We start from the raw sequence: 18045 nt of genomic DNA on the forward strand, positions 1-18045 counted from the left end.
AGGGACGCCTCGGACCGGCCGTTCGCCGGGCTCACCCGAATGGCCCCCCAAGAGCGTCGCGGCGCCCTGACCTGCGTAACGTTTCCGCAGGTCAGGGCAGATGACAACGGTGTTCAGTGCCGCGTTGCCGGATACCCCCTACCCGTAGTTCACTGTGATCCGGACGCCGGACGCCGGACGCACAGGGAGGCTGCTTCTCATGGGGGCTGGGCACGATCACGGGCACGCGCACGGGGCGCGGGCCGGCGGGACGGCGACGGCCGCGTACCGCGGCAGACTGCGGGTGGCGCTGACCATCACGCTCTTCGTCATGGTCGTCGAGATCGTCGGCGGCGTGCTCGCCGACTCGCTCGCGCTGATCGCCGACGCCGCGCACATGGCGACGGACGCCCTGGGTCTCGGCATGGCGCTGCTGGCCATTCACTTCTCGAACCGGCCGCCGAGCGACCGGCGCACGTTCGGTTTCGCCCGCGCCGAGATCCTCGCCGCCCTGGCCAACTGCCTGCTGCTGCTCGGGGTCGGCGGCTACGTCCTGTACGAGGCGATCGAACGGTTCATCACCCCCGCCGGCACCGCGGGCGGGCTGACCGTCGTCTTCGGCGCGATCGGCCTGGTGGCGAACATGGTGTCGCTGTCCCTGCTGATGCGCGGACAGAAGGAGAGCCTGAACGTGCGGGGCGCCTTCCTGGAGGTGGCGGCGGACGCGCTGGGCTCCCTGGCGGTGATCGTCTCGGCGCTCGTGATCCTGGCCACCGGCTGGCAGCCGGCCGACCCGATCGCGTCGCTGGTCATCGGCCTGATGATCGTGCCGCGCACCTGGCGGCTGCTGCGCGAGACCCTGGAGGTGCTGCTGGAGGCGGCGCCCAAGGGCGTGGACATCGCCGAGGTGCGCGCCCACATACTGGCGCTGGACGGGGTGGAGGACGTCCACGACCTGCACGCCTGGACGATCACCTCGGGCATGCCGGTGCTGTCGGCGCACGTGGTGGTGAGCGGCGAGGCGCTGAGCGCGATCGGCCACGAGAAGATGCTGCACGAGTTGCAGGGCTGCCTCGGCGACCACTTCGACGTGGAGCACTGCACCTTCCAGCTGGAGCCCAGCGGCCACGCGGAGCACGAGGCGAGGCTGTGCCACTGAGGCCGGACGGCAGCGGTGCGGCGCGGTGGGGGCGCGCGGGTGCCGGAACGCGCTGCGGAGTGCGGCCGTCCGCCGCTTGTCCACCTCCTGCCCGGTCCTGCCTCCCGCGGCACTTCTCCCGGTCACGCCGTGGACGGTTCCCGGTCCGTGACGCCGGGCACGATGATCGACTGGGCCCTTCCTCGGCGTCCGACCGGTGACGACCGCCGCCCGTGCCGCCGCGCGGGACATGCGGGAGTGCCGGGAAGTGCCGAGAGTGCCGGATTCGTACGGCACACTTGGGGCGCGAGGACCGATGTGAAGGATGGGTATGCCGATCACTCCTGCCACCGCGACGCACAGTTCGTCGAACGGCACCGCAGACGCGATTTTGCTGGAACTGGTCGACGAGAGCGGCGTGACGATCGGCACCGCGGAGAAGCTCTCCGCGCACCAGCCTCCTGGGCGGCTGCACCGCGCCTTCTCCGTGTTCCTCTTCGACGAGCGGGGCCGGCTGCTGCTCCAGCAGCGGGCGCTCGGCAAGTACCACTCCCCCGGCGTGTGGTCCAACACCTGCTGCGGTCACCCCTACCCCGGCGAGGCGCCTTTCGCGGCGGCGGCCCGGCGGACGTACGAGGAGCTGGCTGTCTCACCGTCGCTGCTCGCCGAGGCGGGCACGGTGCGCTACAACCACCCGGACCCGGCCTCCGGGCTGGTCGAGCAGGAGTACAACCACCTGTTCGTCGGCCTCGTGCAGGCAGCGCCGCGGCCCGACCCGGAGGAAGTCGCGGAGACGGCCTTCGTGTCGCCTGCCGAGCTGGCCGAACGGCATGGCAAGGACACCTTCTCCGCGTGGTTCATGACGGTGCTGGACGCGGCCCGGCCCGCGGTCCGCGAGCTGACGGGGCCCTCCGCCGGCTGGTGAGACCGCCCTGCCGCGGGGCGTGCTGACCGGAGGGCGGATTCACCGCAGGGCGTGCTTGAGCGGCAGGGCGGCCCAGATCACCTTGCCGCCGCTCGCCGTGTGGGCCACGTCGCACGCGCCGCCCGCCTCCCGGGTGGTCTCCCGGACCAGGAGCAGTCCGCGCCCGCCCGTCTGACCGTGGTCGGCCTCCAGGGCGGTCGGGCGATAGGGGTGGCTGTCCTCCACGGACACCCGCACCCACTCGGGCCCGACGGCGATCTCGACGGCGAGCACCGGCGACAGCACCGCCGCGTGCCGGACGGCGTTCGTGACCAGCTCCGAGACGATCAGGAGCAGCCCCTCGGCCACGTCGTCGGAGACCGGTACGCCCTGACGCACCAGCAGGTCCCGCACGGCGTGCCGCGCCTGCGGGACCGACGCGTCCACGGCGGGGGCGGTGAACCGCCAGACGCCTTCGTACGGCAGCGGCCCGGCGGGCCCGGTCTCGTCCATGGTCCGGTCGCCACCCTCGGGCTCGATTGTCACCACACCCCTGAGTGTTGGTAACGCGTCGCCCCGCCCCGGAGAACTGAACACAAGTCAGCTGATATCGAACACTTCTGATCGTTGACGTATGACACGGTCAGTTGTGGGACCGTTCCTGTCCCGCTCGCACCGGGCGCGTGGACCCAACGGGTGGGCGGATAACATCCGGCGCATGGAGCCGCAGCTGCTGCACCGGGTCGCCGACTCGGTCGCCACCGTCGTCGTCCACCACCCGGCCAAACGCAATGCCATGACGGCCGCGATGTGGCGGGCGCTGCCCGAGCTGCTCGACGCCCTGGCGGGAGACCCGGCGGTGCGGGCGCTGGTGCTCACCGGTGAGGGCGCGACGTTCTGCGCCGGGGCCGATATCTCGACCCTGCGGGAGCCGGCGGAGGACGCGCAGGGGCTCGCCGTACGCGCCGAGGAGGCCCTCGCGGCCTTCCCCAAGCCGACGATGGCGGCGATCCGCGGTCACTGCGTGGGCGGCGGGGCCCAGTTGGCGGTCGCCTGCGATCTGCGGTTCGCCGAGGAGTCGGCGCTGTTCGGGGTGACCCCGGCCAAGCTGGGCGTCGTGTACCCCGCCTCCTCGACCCGGCGGCTGGTGGCGCTGACGGGCCCGGCCACCGCGAAGTACCTCCTCTTCTCGGGGGAGTTGATCGACGCCGGGCGGGCGTTGCGCACCGGCCTGGTCGACGAGGTACTGCCGGAGGGCGAACTCGGCGAGCGGGTCGCGGAGTTCGCCCGGGTACTGGCGTCGCGCTCGCAGCTGACGCAGGCCGCGGCGAAGGAGTTCGCGAACGGGCGCACCGACCGGGACGCGTACTGGGCCGCCCAGGCGCGCGGCAGCGGCGACACCGCGGAGGGGGTCGCCGCCTTCCTGGAGCGCAGGCAGCCGCGATTCGGCTGGAGCATGCCGCCGAGCGGGTCTACTTCAGGATGAACCGGTTGGCGGTGCGGAACTCCTCGACGAGATGCGCGGGTGCCTTCTCCGGGGACCCCGCGTCGTAGGGCGGCCGCGGGTCGTACTCCGTGAGCAGCTGGACCGCCTGGGCGTGTTCGTCACCGGCGATGCGGCCGACCAGCGCGAGACCCATGTCGATACCGGAGGAGACGCCGGCCGCGGTGACGTACTTGCCGTCGGTGACCACCCGTTCCCCGGTCGGCTCGACGCCGAACCGCCTCAGCAGGTCCAGTGCCAGCCAGTGCGAGGTGGCGCGGCGGCCGGTGAGCAGTCCCGCGGCGGCCAGCAGGAGGGAGCCGGAGCAGACCGAGGTGGTCCAGGTGCTGGTGGCGTCGACGGTGCGCAGCCAGTCCAGCAGGGTCCCGTTGTCCATCTGCGCGTCCTGGCCGGGACCGCCCGGCACGACCACGACATCCGGGTTCGGCACGTTGGCCAGGGTCCGGTCGGCGGTCAGCGCCAGGCTCCCGCCGTCGTTGCGGACGGGGCCGGTCCGCTCGGCGACGAAGACGGTCTCCGCGCCGGGAACGCGGCTCAGGGTCTCGTACGGGCCCACGGCGTCGAGGGCGGTGAAGCGGTCGAAGAGAACGATGGCGATCTGCACGTGTTTCCTTTCGGGCTCGCTCGGCGAGCGGGGGCGCGTCCTCGGTGGACGGGCTCGGGTCCTCAGTGGACGGGCTCGGGTCCTCAGTGGACGGGCGCGGGACGGAAGCGGCGGCGGTACTCGGCCGGTGAGGTTCCGAGGGCCTTGACGAAGGCGCGGCGCATGGCCTCCGGCGTGCCGTAACCGCTGAAACGGGAGATCTCCTCGACGCCGTCGCCGGTGTCCTCCAGCAGCCGACGGGCGTGTTCGACGCGGACCCGGTCGACGTACCGGCCGGGTGTCGTGCCGGTCTCCGCGCGGAAGGCGCGGGCGAAGTGGCGGGGCGAGAGGCCGGCCCGGTCGGCGAGGGCCTCGACGCTCAGATCCGCGCCGGGGTGCTCGGCGATCCACCGCTGGAGCTCGCGCAGGGGCTCACGCCGTGCGGTCTGGGCGGCGAGCTGGGCGCTGAACTGCGCCTGGTTGCCGGGCCGGCGCAGGAACACCACCAGGTGCCGGGCGATGGTCAGGGCGGCGTCCCGGTCCAGGTCCTCCTCGACCAGGGCGAGGGCGAGATCGATGCCGGAGGTGACGCCGGCGGACGTGGCGACGTGGCCGTCGCGGATGAAGATCGGGTCGGGGTCGACGTCCACGGCCGGGTGGTCGCGGGCGAGCCGGCCGGAGTAGGCCCAGTGGGTGGTGGCGCGGCGGCCGTCCAGCAACCCCGCCCGGGCGATCAGGCTCGCCCCGGTGCAGACGGAGACCAGGCGCCGGGCGCGCGGCCCGTGCCCCCGCAGCCACTCGACCAGGCGCGGGTCGGGATTCCGGGAGCCCTGGCCGCCGGGAACGATCAGGGTGTCCGGGACGGGCGCCTCGGCCAGGGCCACGTCCGGTACGACGGTCAGGCCGCTGGAGGTGCGCACGGGTGCGCCGTCCAGCGAGGCCGTACGGATGCGGTACGTCCCCGGCGTGTGCTGCTCGGCGCCCGCGAAGACCTCCACGGGGCCGGTGACATCGAGGCTCTGGACGTCGTCGAACAGGACGACGAGGACGGTTCGGTGCGCCATGCCGTCGATTCTTCGCCCGCCCGCTGATGACCGCAATGACGAGTAACCCACCTTTCCTGCCATACGCACCGCGCTCGGGGGCAGGTCGTCGCGGGCCTTCCGGCAGACACCTGGAGGACGTACTGAGCGGTTGGTAACCTGCGCGGCATGACCACTGCCGCCATGGACGCACGCGCCGGCCGCCGCTGCCACAACGCGCTCAACTCGCTGCACTCGACGCACTACTTCTCGCCCGACCTGGGCCGGGAACTGGGCGACCTCGGGGTCACCGACCCCCGGGCCGTCAACTTCGCGGTGCGCGCCGCCGCGCTCGGCCCGGTCGGCGCCGGCGCCGTGACGGCGACGTTCTACAACTACAAGCACGACCTCGTCGCCCGGCATGTGCCCGCGGTGTGGGAGACCGCCACCCCGGCACAGGTCCTGGCGGCACGCGCGCGTGCCGTCGACGCGACGCTGCGCCGCCTGCTCGGCGACCAGGCCCTGGCGTCGGCGGAGATGTCGGAGGCCGCCGGCCTGGCGCTGCGCGCCGCGGAGGGCTGCTCCCGCAGCGCCCGTCCGCTGTACTCCGCCCACGCGGACCTGCCGGTGCCCGACGCTCCGCACCTGGCGTTCTGGCACGCGGCGACCCTGCTGCGCGAGCACCGGGGCGACGGCCACCTCGCCGCGCTGATGGCCGCGGGTCTCGACGGCCTGGAAGCGCTGGTGACGCACACCGCGACCGGTAAGGGCATGGCGCCGAAGTGGATCTTCAGCACCCGTGGCTGGACCCAGGACGAGTGGGAGGCGGCGACGGACCGGCTGCGCGAGCGCGGCCTGATCGACGAACCCGGCGAGCTGAGCGAGCGGGGCGTGGCACTGCGCGACGAGATCGAACGGGAGACGGACCGGCTGGACGCGGCCCCCTACGCGCACCTCGGGGCCGAGGGCGTGGCCCGTCTGACCGAACTCGGCACGACCTTCGCCCGTACGGCGCTGGGCGCCGGCGCCTTCCCGGCGGACCTGCTCGGCAAGCGCTGACCGGGTCCGGCCCCGCCGACGGGCATGTCCGGCCGATCCGGAGGTACCCGTAGGACTCCCGGCCGGAGGGGCCGGGAGAGGAAAGGGGCTTTCCGTGTTCCGTGCCATCGCAGACGTACTGCGCCAGATCGGTGGGGCCATCGCCACCGTGGTGACGCTTCCCTTCCGGGCCCTGGCCCGGCTTTTCGGCGGGGCCTCGTCCTCGACCCGCGGCCGCCGGGTCTGACACCGCGTCCGGCGCGTCCCGTTCCCGACCGGGCCGGGTGGTGCCCTGATCCCCGATTGTCGGCACCACCTGCCACAATTGCCGCGCAACCTCTGTGAGAAGGCGGTACGGGATCGTGACGACACCCGGATCCAGCGCGTCCATCGACGTGAGGTCCATCGAGAGCAGGATCGCCGAGGAACTCGGCGTACGGGAGCGGCAGGTGAAGGCCGCGGTGGAGCTGCTCGACGGCGGCTCCACGGTGCCCTTCATCGCCCGCTACCGCAAGGAAGCGACCGAGATGCTCGACGACGCGCAGCTGCGCACGCTCGAGGAGCGGCTGCGTTATCTGCGGGAGCTGGAGGAGCGGCGCACGGCGATCCTCGACTCGGTTCGCGAGCAGGGCAAGCTCACCGAGGAGCTCGAGGCGCGCATCCGCGGGGCGGAGACCAAGGCCCGCCTCGAGGACATCTACCTGCCGTACAAGCCCAAGCGGCGCACCAAGGCGCAGATCGCCCGTGAGGCGGGCCTGGAGCCGCTGGCCGAGGGCCTGCTCGGCGACCCGTCCGTGGACCCGCTCGCCGCGGCCTCCGCGTTCGTCGACGCCGACAAGGGCGTGCCGGACCCCCAGGCCGCCCTGGACGGAGCGCGGTCGATCCTCACGGAGAAGTTCTCGGAGGACGCCGACCTGATCGGCGAGCTGCGCGAGCGGATGTGGGTGCGCGGGCGGCTCGCCGCCAAGGTGAAGGAGGGCAAGGAGGAGGCCGGCGCCAAGTTCGCCGACTACTTCGACTTCGCCGAGCCGTTCACCGACCTGCCCTCGCACCGGATCCTCGCCATGCTGCGCGGCGAGAAGGAGGGCGTGCTCGACCTCGTCCTGGAGCCCGAGGAGGCCACCGACGGACCGTCGTCGTACGAGGGGATCGTCGCGAGCCGCTTCGGGATCGCCGACCGCGGCCGGCCCGGCGACAAGTGGCTCACGGACACCGTCCGCTGGGCCTGGCGCACCCGCGTCCTGGTACACCTCGGCATCGACCTGCGGCTGCGGCTGCGCACGACCGCCGAGGACGAGGCGGTGAACGTCTTCGCCGCGAACCTCCGCGACCTGCTGCTGGCCGCCCCGGCGGGCACGCGCGCGACGCTCGGCCTGGACCCGGGCTTCCGTACGGGCGTGAAGGTCGCCGTGGTCGACGCGACCGGCAAGGTCGTGGCCACGGACGTGATCCACCCGCACGTCCCCGCCAACCGGTGGGACGAGGCGATCGCCAAGCTGGCGCGGCTCGCCGAGGAGCACGCGGTCGAGCTGATCGCCATCGGCAACGGCACGGCGTCCCGCGAGACCGACAAGCTCGCCGGGGAACTGATCACCAAGCACCCGGAGTTGAAGCTGACCAAGGTGATGGTGTCCGAGGCCGGTGCCTCCGTGTACTCGGCCTCCGCCTTCGCCTCGCAGGAGCTGCCGGACATGGACGTCTCGCTGCGCGGCGCCGTGTCGATCGCCCGGCGGCTGCAGGACCCGCTGGCCGAGCTGGTGAAGATCGACCCGAAGTCGATCGGCGTCGGCCAGTACCAGCACGACCTGTCCGAGGTGAAGCTGTCGCGCTCGCTGGACGCGGTGGTCGAGGACTGTGTGAACGGCGTGGGCGTGGACGTCAACACGGCGTCCGCGCCGCTGCTCGCCCGCGTGTCCGGCGTCACCTCCGGACTCGCCGAGAACATCGTGGCGCACCGCGACGCGAACGGGCCGTTCAGGTCCCGGACCGAGCTGAAGAAGGTGTCGCGGCTCGGCCCCAAGGCGTACGAGCAGTGCGCGGGCTTCCTGCGGATCCGGGGCGGCAGCGACCCCCTGGACGCGTCCAGCGTGCACCCCGAGGCGTACCCGGTGGTGCGCCGGATGGTGAAGACCACCGGGCAGGAGGTGGCCGGCCTGATCGGCAACACCTCCGTGCTGCGGTCGCTCAAGCCGACGGAGTTCGTGAACGAGACGTTCGGTCTGCCGACGGTCACGGACATTCTGCGGGAGCTGGAGAAGCCCGGGCGCGACCCGCGGCCCGCGTTCAAGACGGCCACCTTCAAGGAGGGCGTGGAGAAGATCTCCGACCTGTCCTCCGGGATGGTGCTGGAGGGTGTCGTGACGAATGTCGCGGCCTTCGGTGCGTTCGTGGACGTCGGTGTGCACCAGGACGGGCTCGTGCATGTGTCGGCCATGTCCAAGACGTTCGTGAAGGATCCGCGGGATGTGGTGAAGCCCGGGGACATCGTGAAGGTGAAGGTGATGGACGTCGACATTCCGCGGAAGCGGATCTCGTTGACGCTGCGGTTGGACGACGAGGCTGCTCCGCAGGGCGGGCAGGGTTCGCACGGGGAGCAGAAGCGGGAGCGTGGGGGGAAGCCGCCGAGGCAGCGGCAGCAGCGGCAGGCCTCCGGCGGTGGTGCCGGTGGCGGTGGCGGCAAGGGGCGGTCGTCGGCGCCTGCTCCGTCCAACGGGGCGATGGCTGACGCGTTGCGGCGGGCCGGGCTGGCGTAGACCTGCGGGGCGGGTGGGTGCGCGGGCCGGCGCTCGCCGGGTGCCGGTGCGCCCACCCGTGCCGCCCTGGGGGCACCTCCCAGGCCGTTCGGGCACTGGAGGAGGCACGACTGCCCGCAGCTGCGGCGGCATGCGGCTGTCCGCGGCTAAGTCGTCGTTTCCGTCACCTTGCCGTCGGTTACCTCCAGGCGCCTCGTCACCCGTACCGCGTCCAGCATTCGCCTGTCGTGGGTGATCAACAGCAGCGTGCCCGCGTAGGCGTCCAGGGCCGATTCCAGTTGTTCGATGGCCGGCAGGTCGAGGTGGTTGGTCGGCTCGTCCAGGATCAGGAGGTTGACGCCTCTGCCCTGGAGGAGGGCCAGGGCCGCCCTCGTGCGCTCGCCCGGGGAGAGGGTCGAGGCCGGGCGCATGACGTGGTCCGCCTTGAGGGCGAACTTGGCCAGGAGGGTGCGGATCTCGGCCGGTTCCGTGTCCGGCGTGGCCGAGCGGAAGGCGTCGAGCAGGGACTCGGGGCCGTAGAACAGCTTGCGGGCCTGGTCGACCTCGCCGAGCAGGACGCCGGAGCCGAGCGCCGCGTGTCCGGCGTCGAGCGGGACACGGCCCAGGAGGGCGGCGAGCAGCGTGGACTTGCCCGCGCCGTTCGCTCCCGTCACCGCCACCCGGTCCGCCCAGTCGATCTGGAGGGAGACCGGGCCGAGGACGAAGTCGCCGCGTCTGACCTCGGCGTCGCGCAGGGTGGCGACCACCGCGCCCGAGCGTGGCGCCGAGGCGATCTCCATGCGCAGGTCCCACTCCTTGCGCGGTTCCTCGACGACGTCCAGGCGTTCGATCATGCGCTGGGTCTGGCGGGCCTTGGCGGCCTGCTTCTCGCTGGCCTCGCTGCGGAACTTGCGGCCGATCTTGTCGTTGTCGTTGCCCGCCTTGCGCCGGGCGTTCTTGACGCCCTTGTCCATCCAGCCGCGTTGCATCTGGGCCCGGTCCTGGAGGGAGGCCCGCTTGTCGGCGTACTCCTCGAACTCGTCGCGCGCGTGCCGTCGGGCCACCTCGCGTTCCTCCAGGTAGGCCTCGTAGCCGCCGCCGTAGAGGTTGATCTGCCGCTGGGCGAGGTCGAGTTCGAGGACCTTGGTGACGGTGCGGGTGAGGAACTCGCGGTCGTGGCTGACGACGACGGTGCCGGCGCGCAGGCCGGTCACGAAGCGTTCGAGGCGCTCCAGGCCGTCCAGGTCGAGGTCGTTGGTCGGCTCGTCGAGCAGGAAGACGTCGTAGCGGGAGAGGAGGAGCGAGGCGAGTCCGGCGCGCGCCGCCTGGCCGCCCGACAGGGACGTCATCGGCTGGTCCAGGTCGACGGTCAGGCCCAGTGCGTCGGCGGTCTCGGCCGCGCGGTCGTCGAGGTCGGCGCCGCCGAGGGCGAGCCAGCGCTCCAGGCTGGTCGCGTAGGCGTCGTCGGCGCCGGGAGCGCCGTCGACCAGTGCCTGGGTGGCCTCGTCCATGGTGCGCTGCGCCTCGGTGACGCCGGTGCGGCGGGCCAGGAACGCCCGGATCGTCTCGCCGGGCCGGCGCTCGGGCTCCTGCGGAAGGTGGCCGACGGTGGCGGTCGGCGGGGACAGACGCAGCTCGCCCTGTTCCGGGGTGGTCAGTCCGGCGAGCATCCGCAGGAGGGTGGACTTGCCCGCGCCGTTGGCTCCGACGAGTCCGATCACGTCGCCGGGCGCGACGACGAGGTCGAGCCCGGTGAACAGGGAGCGGTCGCCGTGGCCGGCGGCGAGGTTCTTGGCGACGAGGGTGGCAGTCATCAGACCGTCGATCCTAACGGCGGTCGGCCGCCCGTTCAGCCGGGTTTCCCGTGCGTCACCGCGGCCACCAGCACGCTTCCCGGCGCCCGCGCCACCACGAAGGACTCCCCCTTCACCGTCCTCGCGTCCAGGCCGAGGCGGTGGCCGCCCGGTTCGAGTACGCCGTCGAAGACCTCGTGCGTGTGGGTGCGGTGCAGGCGGTCCAGTCGGTACGCGGTGAGCCGTACCCGGCAGGGCGAGGTGACCTCGACGTCCGCCGCGGTGCCGGTCGCCGTCAGGCGGGTCAGTCGGCGCCGCTCGGCCGGGCGGCGGTCCAGGGCGTGTTCGATCTGGGCGACGAGCAGCGGGACGATCGGGGCGAGGCCGTCGACGTGGGCCACGTCCACGCCGGCGTCGGCGAAGGCGCGGAGTACGGCCCCCCGCTCCTCCTCGGCGACCGCGCGGCCGAAGGCGACGGCGCCGTAGGCGCGCAGTTCGTCGGCCGGCACGGCACCGGCGTCATGGGTGATGTCGGCGCCGATGCCGATGATGCGCAGCGCGGCGGCGAGCCTGGCGAGCAGGGCGACGCGGTCGCCGATCAGCAGGACTCTGCGCCGGGTGTGCGCGGAGCCGTCGAGCAGGGCGGCGAGGGCGGCACGGTACTCGGCGCCGGGGAAGCGGTACGGGCCGATGCCGTGGTAGCCGTTGAACTCCAGGTCGGCGTCGTCGCCGGTCTGCCAGGCGAAGTCCCGCCAGACGAAGCCGTCGCCGTCGCGCAGGATCACGGCGGTCACCGCGCCGCAGGCGAGGTCCTCGCACTCGGGGCAGGCGTAGATGACGTACCGGCCGCCGGGCAGGGGCGCGCCGGTCTCCAGGAGCAGGCCGCGGACCTGTGCGGTGAGGATCGCGGGCGGCACGTCGGAGGCGAGCGGGGAGACGGCGTCCAGGTCGGAGAGGCGGAACAGCAGGGGGCGCCCGTCGACGACGAAGTCCATGAAGTCGCGGTGGACCTGGTAGTCGCCGTCGGCCCGGACGCCACCGGCGCGCATCGCCGGGGCCAGAGCGAAGGTCGCGTACTCGGCAGCCATGCGGTGAGTATTCCCGGGGTGCGACCGCTCTGCGCACGGCATGGGGCATTCCGCTAACGTCCCGGTGTGGAAACCGAACTGGATGGCGAAGTCGTCGTGGTCGGCGGCGGGGTGGTCGGGCTGACGACGGCCGTCGTTCTCGCCGAGCGCGGGCGGCGGGTGCGGCTGTGGACGCGGGAGCCCGTCGAGCGGACCACCTCGGCGGTCGCGGGTGCGCTGTGGTGGCCGTACCGCATCGAGCCGGTCGCGCTGGTGCGGGCGTGGGCGCTGCGCTCCCTGGAGGTGTACGAGGATCTGGCGGCGCGGTCCGAGGAGAGCGGCGTACGCATGGTCGAAGGGGTGCTGGGCGATACCGGCCTGGACGAGGTGGACACCTGGGCTGCCGCACGGCTGCCGGGACTGCGTGCGGCGACCGCGGAGGAGTACGGCGGGTCGGGGCTGTGGGCGCGGCTGCCGCTCATCGACATGTCGACTCATCTGGCGTGGCTGCGGAAGCGGCTGGTGTCGGCGGGCGGTGTGGCCGAGACGCGCGCGGTGGCCGATCTGGCGGAGGCCGAGGCACCGGTGGTGGTCAACTGCACGGGGCTGGGCGCCCGGGAGCTGGTGCCGGACGCGTCCGTGCGTCCGGTGCGCGGGCAGCTGGTCGTCGTGGAGAACCCCGGCATCCGGACCTGGATGGTCTCCACCGACCCCGTCTCCGGGGAGATGGCGTACTTCTTCCCGCAGCCCGGCCGGCTGGTCCTGGGCGGCACGGCCGAGGAGGACGCCTGGTCGACCGAACCGGACCCGGCGGTCGCGGAGGCGATCGTACGGCGGTGCGCGGCGCTGCGGCCCGAGATCGCCGGGGCGCGGGTGCTCGGGCACCTGGTGGGGCTGCGGCCGGCCCGGGACGCGGTACGGCTGGAGCGTGAACGGCTCCCGGACGGGCGGCTGCTGGTGCACAACTACGGCCACGGCGGCGCGGGCGTCACCGTGGCCTGGGGGTGTGCGCGGGAGGCGGCCGAACTCGCCTCCCGCTGACCGCGCCGCGGTCCGGACGGCGTGCTCCGACGGGGAAGGGGCCGGCACGCGGATGCGTGCCGGCCCCTTCCCGTTCCCCCGCCCACCGAACGACTTCGCGTCGGTCAGTGGTGCTTGCCGATCGGATCGCCCTCCACGTCCGTGCCGGGGCCCGGGCCGATGCGGATCTCGAAGTCGCCCTCGTACTTCTTGTGGCCCTCGATGACGGCCAGCTCGACGGCTTCGGAGGCCATCTCGCCGCGCACCATGAGGGGGTCGCGGCGCAGGTCGCGCATGAGGGCGACGCACATGAAGATCATCACGATGACGAAGGGCGCCGCCGCGAGGATCGTGAGGTTCTGCAGACCGGTGAGCGCGTCTCCCTCGCCGCTGCCCACCATGAGCATGATGGCGGCGACCGCGCCGGTCACCACGCCCCAGAACACGACCACCCAACGGCTGGGTTCGAGCGCGCCCTTCTGCGAGAGGGTGCCCATCACGATGGAGGCCGCGTCGGCGCCCGAGACGAAGAAGATGCCGACGAGGATCATCACCAGCAGGCTGGTGACGGTGGCGATGGGGTACTCCTGGAGCACGGCGAAGAGCCGGCCCTCGGGGGTCGTCTCGTCGCCGAGCCGGTTCTGCTCCTGGAGTCGCATCGCCGAGCCGCCGAAGATCGCGAACCAGATCAGGCTGACGGTGCTGGGGACGAGGATGACGCCGCCGATGAACTGGCGGATGGTCCGGCCCCGGCTGATGCGGGCGATGAACATGCCGACGAAGGGCGTCCAGGAGATCCACCACGCCCAGTAGAAGACGGTCCAGCTGCCCAGCCAGTCCGCGACGCCCTCGCCGCCGCTGATCTCGGTGCGGCCGGCCATTTCGGGCAGGTCGCCGAGGTAGGCGAAGATCGAGGTCGGCAGCAGGTCGAGAATGAGGATGGTCGGGCCCGCGGCGAACACGAACACGACGAGGAGCAGGGCCAGCACCATGTTGGTGTTGGACAGCCACTGGATGCCCTTTTCCACGCCGGAGATCGCGGAGGCCACGAACGCCACGGTCAGCACCGCGATGATGCCGACCAGCAGCCCGGTGCTCACCTTGTCCATCCAGTCGAGCTTCTCGAGGCCGGAGCCGATCTGCAGGGCGCCGAGGCCGAGCGAGGCCGCGGAGCCGAAGACCGTCGCGATGATGGCCAGGATGTCGATGACCCGGCCGCTGACGCCGTTGGCGTGCTTCTCGCCGATGAGCGGGGTGAACACGGCGCTGATGGTCTGCCGGCGGCGCCTGCGGAAGGTGCTGTAGGCGATGCCGAGGCCGACCACCGCGTAGATCGCCCAGGGATGGAGCGTCCAGTGGAACAGGGTGGTGGCCATGGCCGTCGCCATGCGGTCGCCGGTGTCGGCGGGACTGCTGCCGGGCGGGGCGGTCTCGAAGTGCGCCAGCGGTTCGCTCACACCCCAGAACATCAGACCGATGCCCATACCGGCGCTGAACATCATGGCGACCCAGGACACCGTCCGGAATTCCGGCTTCTCGCCCTCGGCGCCGAGGTGGATGCGGCCGTAGCGGCTGGCCGCGAGCCAGAGGGCGAAGAGGACGAACCCGGAGGCGGCCAGCACGAACGCCCAGCCGCCGTTGTGGATCAGGCCACTGAGCATGCTGCCGGAGGTGTCCTCCAGCGAGTCGGTGCCGGCCACGCCCCAGACGACGAACGCGAGGGTCAGGACCGCCGTGACGCCGAAGACGACGCGGTCGGTCCGGGGCTTGTGCTCCTGCCCCGGCAGGCCCGCTTCCGAACCCGGCAGCGTGCCTCTTTCGTGATGTTCCTTGTCGCTTGGTCGGTCCTGCGTCACAGGCGGCACCTTTCAAGTCGGTGAGGCTGAAAACAATCCTCCGCTACGCCCCTACCACGTGCGACGCGGAACTCACCTCTTCAGCAGCGGGTGTCGGGTTCACCCACCGTCAAGCGGTACGTCGCACGCTCGTCCAGGAGCAGCGGCACGAGGGCGCGCAGCGGCTGGCGCAGCGGTACGTAGGCGCCCTTCTCCCCGGTCGGACGCGTGTGTACACCGTGCAGTGCGAGTTCGTCCTTGATGTCCGCGTACTGGCCGGGGGTGAGCCGGTAGCCGCAGGGCGGGTCCTCGACCACCTCGGTGGGCCCGGCCGGGTCGTTGTCCGCGCCGCCGAGGTAGACGGGCCCGGTGTCGGCCAGGCCGGACCACCGGGCGACCGCGGTGGCCGCCTCGACGGATCCGCGCCGCTGGTCCGTGAAGCGGAACATGCCGTCCAGGGCGGCGAGCTGGGAGTTCACCCGGCGCCGGTTGTTCAGGGCCTCGTCCGCGCGCTCCGCGTCGGTGAGCGCGTCGACGCGGCTCTCGATGAGCAGGCCGACCGAGTGTTTCACGCCGGACATGTTCCGCAGGATGCGTTCCTGGCCATCGCCGGCGGTCTGCTTGATCGGATCGCCGGTGACCGGGTCGGTCCAGATGCCGTAGGTGCCGGCCGAGTAACCGGCCTCCTCGGCGGCGGGGCGGACGTACGCCCCGGACAGCGCGCGGGCCTCCTCGTGGACCCGGGTGTGGGTGTTGAGGTTGCGGGGCCAGAGGTCGAAGAGGTCCTTGTCGTAGTACGGGGGTGTGGCACCGTACTCGTGCAGGTCGTAGAGGACGTCGGGGCGCCGGTCGCGGACGACGGCGGCCAGGGCGCGGGCCTCGGCCGTCTTCAGGGCGAGGTGGTCGCGGTTGACGTCGACGCCGTCGCTGTTGCCGCGGGTGTCGGCGGCCCGGCCGTCGGGGTTGGCGGTGGGCACGACGAGCACGGTCGTGCGGTCCAGGAAGCGCCGGGTCCGCCGGTCCTTCGCGTAGGCCAGGTCGCGGACGGTGGACAGGCAGGCCTCGCGGCCGGAGGGCTCGTCGCCGTGCTGGCTGCACACGAGGAGCACCTTGTTCGGGGCGGAGTGCCTGCCGATCGTCACGAGCTGGAGGGGGCGGTCCTGCTTCGTGGTGCCGATGCGGTCGACGGTGACCCGGCTGCTCGCCCGGTCGGCGGCGGCCAGGAGCGCCTGCTCCTCGGGCTGGCTGGTCCAGCGGGCTCCGTGCGTCTTCTCGAAGCCGGTGCGGGGCGGGTCGTGTGCGGTGTCGGTGGCGTGGGCCGGCGCGGCGAGGAGGGACGCGGCGAGGAGGGACGCGGTGGTCACGGTGAGGGTGCGCAGGCGGTTCATCGGGCTCCCTTCGGGACACGGTGGGTCGTGTGCGGCGCGGACACGCCGTCGAGGGGCGCGGGGGCGGGCGCGGCGGTCGCCGTACCGGCGGTGGCCTCGGCGAACGCGGCGGTGCCGCCGACGAACGGTACGCGTGCCGACGTGCGCGAGAGGTCCACGGTGAGTGTCGGCGTGTCGGCGGGCGGGTCGATGAGGTCCTTGTCGGTGCCCGCGACGATCAGCGCGAGGCGGTGGCCGGCCGGGACGACGTGGTCGGTGGCCGCCAGGTCGAGGGTGATGGTGTAGGCCTTGCCCGGAGTGAGCGGCCGTCCCCGCCACTTGGACGCGTGGTTGCCGAGGTCGGCCCAGCCTCGGCTGACGACCGTGTGGTCCACGTCGGTGGTCTTCGCCGCCGTCTCCTTGTAGCAGGAGCTGTCGCCCGGGGTGCTCGGGCCCCAACAGGTGCGGTCGGTGAGGGTGGTGATGCCCTCACCGCGGTCGGCGTAGTCGCGGATGGTGTCGGGGCCGAGGTCGACGAGGACGGCGGAGAGGTGGGCCGTCGGAGTGCTGGACCGCGCGGTGACGGTGACCTCGGAGGCTCCGGACAGGCGCAGGTCGCGGGTGAGCGGGCCGGTGACGAACCCGGCCTTGCCCGGGGTGGGCTCGTCGATGTGCGCGGCCCAGTCCGTCTCGTGCAGCGCGGGGTCGTCGGTGAACGTCTCGGTGCCGCGGTCCCGGCGCAGGCCGAGGGTGCCGACGCCGGGCTGCGCGCCGTCGGCGGGGCGCAGCGTCGTGGTGGCGGTGGAGCGCGGCGGCCAGGTCCTCGACGTCTCCCACTGGTCGGGGCCGCGTTCGATGTCGGCCATGGGCTCGCGGTCGATGCCGTTGTCGTAGCCGAGGAGTTCGTGGTCGAACCAGCGGTGCAGGGTGTCGACCCACTCGGCGCGGCGGAAGTCGAAGGGGTCGACGTGGCCGGTCCGGGAGAGCCAGATCTTGCGGTCCACGCCGTTCTTCGCGAGGGCGTCCCACCACGGGCCGACGTGCTGCATACGGACGTTGAGGTCCTGCATGCCGTGGATGAGGAAGACGCTCGCCTTCACCTTGCTCGCGGCCTTGACGTAGTCGCGCTCGGACCACAGCCGGGTCCAGTCGCCGGTGCGCGGGGCGCCGTCGACGAGCTTCTGCTGGACGGCGTCGCAGTCGGCGCGGGCGTCGGGGCTGTTGACGTAGTCGGACAGCCAGTCGGGGCCGGAGCCGTAGAGGGGGGCGCCCTGGCTGAAGTAGTAGTCGTACCAGGAGGAGATGGCGGCGATCGGGACGATGGTCTCCAGGCCCTCGACGCCGGTCGCGGCCACGCCGTTGGCGATGGTGCCGTCCCAGCTCTTGCCGATCATGCCCGTCTTGCCGTTGGTCCAGCGGGCCTTGGCGCGCTCGCCGCCGGTGCGGCTGGTGTACGCCTTCCCGCGGCCGTTCAGCCAGTCGACCACGGCCTTCGCGGACTGGATGTCGGAGCGTCCGCCGACGTCGACGCAGCCGTCCGAGCGATTGGTGCCGGCCAGGTCGACGCCGACGAAGGCGTAGCCGCGCGGCACGAAGTAGTTGTCGTAGTACAGCGGCATCTGGTCGACGTCGCCGTCGGCGTCGTACGTCTTCTTCTGGCTCTCGTTGCCGCGCCCGCAGCACGAGTAGTACGGGCTGGCGTCCATGATGACGGGGATCTTCCGGCCCTGCTGGGCAGGTTCGCGGGGGCGGACGATGTCGACGGCGACGCGGTCGTCCTCGCCGTCGCCGTCCCCGTCGTATCCGGTGTCCACCCAGACGGCCTCGCGGATGGCGTCGTCGTAGGAGTGGACCGCTTCGCTCTGTCGCGGGGTCGCGGGGTGTGCCGTGGCGACGGGCGTGAGGAAGGTTGCCATGAGTGCGGCCGTGGCCGCCGTCGCGAGCGGTCTCCAGATCGTGAAGCGCATGCGTATCGGCATGCGCGGACGGTACATCGATCAACTCCCGCACAGAAGAGGGCAAGACGTGTCTCATGACGGCCGAATAGCGATCGTGTGACAGGG

15 protein-coding genes are annotated in these 18045 nt (G+C 72.4%); 7 read left to right on the top strand and 8 right to left on the bottom strand.

The genetic code is table 11. The annotated features are described in order from the left end of the window. Nucleotides 1-199 precede the first annotated feature (199 nt). Nucleotides 200-1138, top strand: coding sequence for a cation diffusion facilitator family transporter (locus tag ACIQ6R_RS22685; RefSeq protein WP_404170788.1), 939 nt, complete (start codon nt 200-202; stop codon nt 1136-1138). Nucleotides 1139-1448: 310 nt separating this feature from the next. Then, entirely contained in the window at nt 1449-2042 is a 594-nt protein-coding gene (gene idi / locus ACIQ6R_RS22690) for an isopentenyl-diphosphate Delta-isomerase (RefSeq protein ID WP_404223042.1), read from the top strand. Between the two features lie 39 nt (nt 2043-2081). Here the strand turns inward: idi and ACIQ6R_RS22695 are convergent, their stop codons facing one another. Then, entirely contained in the window at nt 2082-2534 is a 453-nt protein-coding gene (locus ACIQ6R_RS22695; RefSeq protein WP_404172217.1) for an ATP-binding protein, read from the bottom strand. A gap of 205 nt (nt 2535-2739) precedes the next feature. On the opposite strand from ACIQ6R_RS22695, the gene ACIQ6R_RS22700 reads away from it, so the two are divergent. Further along, nucleotides 2740-3507 (top strand): enoyl-CoA hydratase/isomerase family protein, encoded by a 768-nt coding sequence (locus ACIQ6R_RS22700; protein WP_404223043.1) that lies wholly within the window; start codon nt 2740-2742, stop codon nt 3505-3507. On the opposite strand, the gene ACIQ6R_RS22705 is transcribed toward ACIQ6R_RS22700, so the two are convergent. Then, nucleotides 3494-4129 carry a DJ-1/PfpI family protein gene (locus ACIQ6R_RS22705; protein ID WP_404223044.1) on the bottom strand — a complete coding sequence of 212 codons (636 nt, stop codon included), beginning with the start codon at nt 4127-4129 and terminating at the stop codon, nt 3494-3496. The genes ACIQ6R_RS22700 and ACIQ6R_RS22705 overlap by 14 nt on opposite strands. 83 nt (nt 4130-4212) lie before the next feature. After that, the gene (locus ACIQ6R_RS22710) at nt 4213-5172 is read right to left on the bottom strand and encodes a GlxA family transcriptional regulator (RefSeq protein ID WP_404223045.1); all 960 of its coding nucleotides are present in this window, start codon (nt 5170-5172) and stop codon (nt 4213-4215) included. 147 nt (nt 5173-5319) lie between these two features. On the opposite strand from ACIQ6R_RS22710, the gene ACIQ6R_RS22715 reads away from it, so the two are divergent. From ACIQ6R_RS22715 to ACIQ6R_RS22725, 3 genes are all read left to right on the top strand, one after another. Beyond that, nucleotides 5320-6189: a hypothetical protein gene (locus tag ACIQ6R_RS22715; RefSeq protein ID WP_404170803.1), complete on the top strand. Its 870-nt coding sequence runs from the start codon at nt 5320-5322 to the stop codon at nt 6187-6189. A 94-nt stretch (nt 6190-6283) separates the two neighbouring features. Continuing rightward, nucleotides 6284-6415, top strand: a complete 132-nt coding sequence (locus ACIQ6R_RS22720; protein WP_274595154.1) for an LPFR motif small protein — start codon at nt 6284-6286, stop codon at nt 6413-6415. A gap of 115 nt (nt 6416-6530) precedes the next feature. After that, nucleotides 6531-8921 (top strand): Tex family protein, encoded by a 2391-nt coding sequence (locus ACIQ6R_RS22725; protein ID WP_404223046.1) that lies wholly within the window; start codon nt 6531-6533, stop codon nt 8919-8921. Between the two features lie 146 nt (nt 8922-9067). On the opposite strand, the gene ACIQ6R_RS22730 is transcribed toward ACIQ6R_RS22725, so the two are convergent. Next, on the bottom strand, nt 9068-10714 hold the full coding sequence (locus tag ACIQ6R_RS22730; RefSeq protein WP_404223047.1) for an ABC-F family ATP-binding cassette domain-containing protein: 1647 nt from the start codon (nt 10712-10714) through the stop codon (nt 9068-9070). Nucleotides 10715-10749: 35 nt separating this feature from the next. Continuing rightward, the gene (locus tag ACIQ6R_RS22735; RefSeq protein ID WP_404223048.1) at nt 10750-11781 is read right to left on the bottom strand and encodes an oxidoreductase; all 1032 of its coding nucleotides are present in this window, start codon (nt 11779-11781) and stop codon (nt 10750-10752) included. Nucleotides 11782-11847: 66 nt separating this feature from the next. Between ACIQ6R_RS22735 and ACIQ6R_RS22740 the strand changes: the two genes are divergently transcribed. Then, nucleotides 11848-12801, top strand: coding sequence for an FAD-dependent oxidoreductase (locus tag ACIQ6R_RS22740; protein WP_404223049.1), 954 nt, complete (start codon nt 11848-11850; stop codon nt 12799-12801). Between the two features lie 104 nt (nt 12802-12905). Here the strand turns inward: ACIQ6R_RS22740 and ACIQ6R_RS22745 are convergent, their stop codons facing one another. The 3 genes from ACIQ6R_RS22745 to ACIQ6R_RS22755 form a co-directional block, all read right to left on the bottom strand. Further along, nucleotides 12906-14636 (bottom strand): BCCT family transporter, encoded by a 1731-nt coding sequence (locus ACIQ6R_RS22745; RefSeq protein ID WP_404223050.1) that lies wholly within the window; start codon nt 14634-14636, stop codon nt 12906-12908. An 80-nt stretch (nt 14637-14716) separates the two neighbouring features. Further along, on the bottom strand, nt 14717-16003 hold the full coding sequence (locus tag ACIQ6R_RS22750) for a M14 family metallocarboxypeptidase (protein ID WP_404223051.1): 1287 nt from the start codon (nt 16001-16003) through the stop codon (nt 14717-14719). Then, the gene (locus ACIQ6R_RS22755) at nt 16000-17961 is read right to left on the bottom strand and encodes a Xaa-Pro dipeptidyl-peptidase (protein ID WP_404223052.1); all 1962 of its coding nucleotides are present in this window, start codon (nt 17959-17961) and stop codon (nt 16000-16002) included. Before ACIQ6R_RS22755 ends, ACIQ6R_RS22750 begins: the two co-directional genes overlap by 4 nt. Nucleotides 17962-18045 lie beyond the last annotated feature (84 nt).

Origin of the sequence: Streptomyces sp. NPDC096048 (assembly GCF_044763415.1) — a bacterium.
Lineage (GTDB): Bacteria > Actinomycetota > Actinomycetes > Streptomycetales > Streptomycetaceae > Streptomyces.